A 2036-nucleotide genomic window follows, 5' to 3' on the forward strand; every position below is an offset into this window, starting at 1 on the left:
TGACTTGCTTAAAACCACCGGCTTCACCCATCCACACGCGCCACATTCCAAAAAAGGCTTGCAGAAATGCAAGCCTTTTTGCTTTCTGCGGTGTGTCAGGATTTCCAGCCCCCCGACAGAGCGGAGGGCGTTCAGCCGGAGCAAGTCAAATTGTTGACTTGCTTAAAACCACCGGCTTCACCCATCCACACGCGCCACATTCCAAAAAAGGCTTGCATAGATGCAGGCCTTTTTGCTTTCTGCGGTGGGTCAGGATTCTGAACCGAGCTAGATGCTTTAACATTAAAAACTCTTGCTTATCATAGTTAAATACATCCCTGTAGCATCGCCAAGTCACGCCATCCGGGCGTGTGATTCATCATCAAGCCATATCCCACATATTTCTGTTACCTTGCACGAACTCGCCTGTGAGAGCCTTATTACTTTGTCGTGCCATCTGAGTTTTGGTATCTGGCCTTTTTTAACCACTAAGGTACTCTGCTTTGAATTACAGGATGTTATGTGAATAAGGACGTTATGATTGAAGATCTCTACTTTATCAACGCTAAGGCGTTGGCGGTTAAACTTCATCAACAGGAAGTCAGCGAAGATTTAGCTTTTAAACACCTGCTCGTATTCAGCATGTTGTTTGCCAGTGCGATGGTATTTCCGGTGGCGGTAAGCTGCACACAAAGTGACGTATTTGCCTTTTGGTACCAAATCGCCAATTTCTTCGCTTTTGCGCTACTGCAGTTCTGGGGAATGAGGCTACTTTATCGCACTAATAAGCAGGGAGATGGTCAGGCGTTTTTCCTCCGTTGGGCAGCTTTATCCTTGCCGGTTGGATTACAGGTTTGGCTAATTTCTTTGTTGCTGGGCCTGGTGTATGGGATTCTGATTGGCTTTGTTTTTGTGGATACCATAACTGACCTGCCAGAAAATACCTGGCTTATCTCTGGTATGGGGTTTGGCTTAGTCATGCAACTTATTTACTACTTCATCATGCAACGTAATTTTAAACGTTGTGCAAACGGCTAGATCTAATCCTGTTGAATAAATACATAACCCCAATCCTGTTTAAGAAATTGAACTAAATGCCTGTTCCCAGATCGGATCTTTCGACCAAGAACGATTCAATCAAACAAAAGGAACAGGCATGAAGAAGTTAGTAGAATTATTTTGCGATGTCGATGATTTTTGCAAAGTGTTTATCCCTCAATGGCAAAAGCAGCTGCTGGAAGACGGTACTCGAAAAAGACAACGAGCTTGCCGTATGTCAATGAGTGAAATGATGACCATTATTATCGGTTTCCACATGTCACATCATCGTGATTTTAAGAATTATTACTTGGGGTATGTTCACGCTTTTTATCGTAAAGACTTCCCTGTTCTACTCAGTTACACGCGTTTTTTAGAAGTGATGCCTCGTACTATTGTCCCCATGTGTGCCTATTTTAGTTCGCTTAAGGGCAAGCCTACAGGCATCGAATTCATTGACTCAACGAGTTTAAAAGTCTGCCACAACATTCGCATTCCCAGACATAAAACCTTCGACGGAATTGCACAAAGAGGAAAAGGCACCATGGGCTGGTTTTATGGTTTCAAACTACACTTAATCGTCAATCATCACGGCGAAATAGTCGCAGCAAAAGTGACGACGGGTAATGTTCATGACACAAAACCTGTTGAGGAATTAGCTCAACATTTACCGGGTAAATTGTACGGAGACAAGGGCTATTTAAGCAAAGCACTTGAAGCTAATTTATTTGATAAAGGCGTCGAACTTATCACCACGGTTCGCAAAAATATGAAAGCAAAAGCGATGTCTTTATGGGACAGAGCAATGCTTTCAAAACGCTTCATTATTGAAACCATCAACGACCAATTGAAGAACATTTCATTCATTGAGCACTCAAGACATCGCAGTATGAACGGTTTTACGCTTAATCTGATGGCAGGCCTGGTTGCTTACTGCCTCAAGGAAAACAAGCCATCACTTGATATTACTGATGTTGAGCGTAATTCAATGGTCGTGGCTTAAGCCGATCTCGGGTTAC

The 2036-nt window shown here is 43.2% G+C and carries 2 protein-coding genes; both read left to right on the plus strand.

Translation table 11 applies throughout. From position 1 onward, the window contains the following. Window positions 1-501: 501 nt before the first annotated feature. A complete protein-coding gene (locus tag C6Y40_RS07975) occupies window positions 502-1017 on the plus strand; it encodes a hypothetical protein (protein WP_105934128.1) in 516 nt (171 codons plus the stop codon). A 118-nt stretch (window positions 1018-1135) separates the two neighbouring features. Further along, on the plus strand, window positions 1136-2020 hold the full coding sequence (locus tag C6Y40_RS07980) for an IS982 family transposase (RefSeq protein ID WP_105932938.1): 885 nt from the start codon (window positions 1136-1138) through the stop codon (window positions 2018-2020). Window positions 2021-2036 lie beyond the last annotated feature (16 nt).

This window comes from Marisediminitalea alba (assembly GCF_002993365.1).
In the GTDB taxonomy this organism is placed as follows: domain Bacteria; phylum Pseudomonadota; class Gammaproteobacteria; order Enterobacterales; family Alteromonadaceae; genus Alteromonas; species Alteromonas alba.

Bases quoted from the DNA above. Each gene is read 5' to 3' on its own strand.
- C6Y40_RS07980 (WP_105932938.1), top strand. From the start codon at position 1,136: ATGAAGAAGTTAGTAGAATTATTTTGCGATGTCGATGATTTTTGCAAA.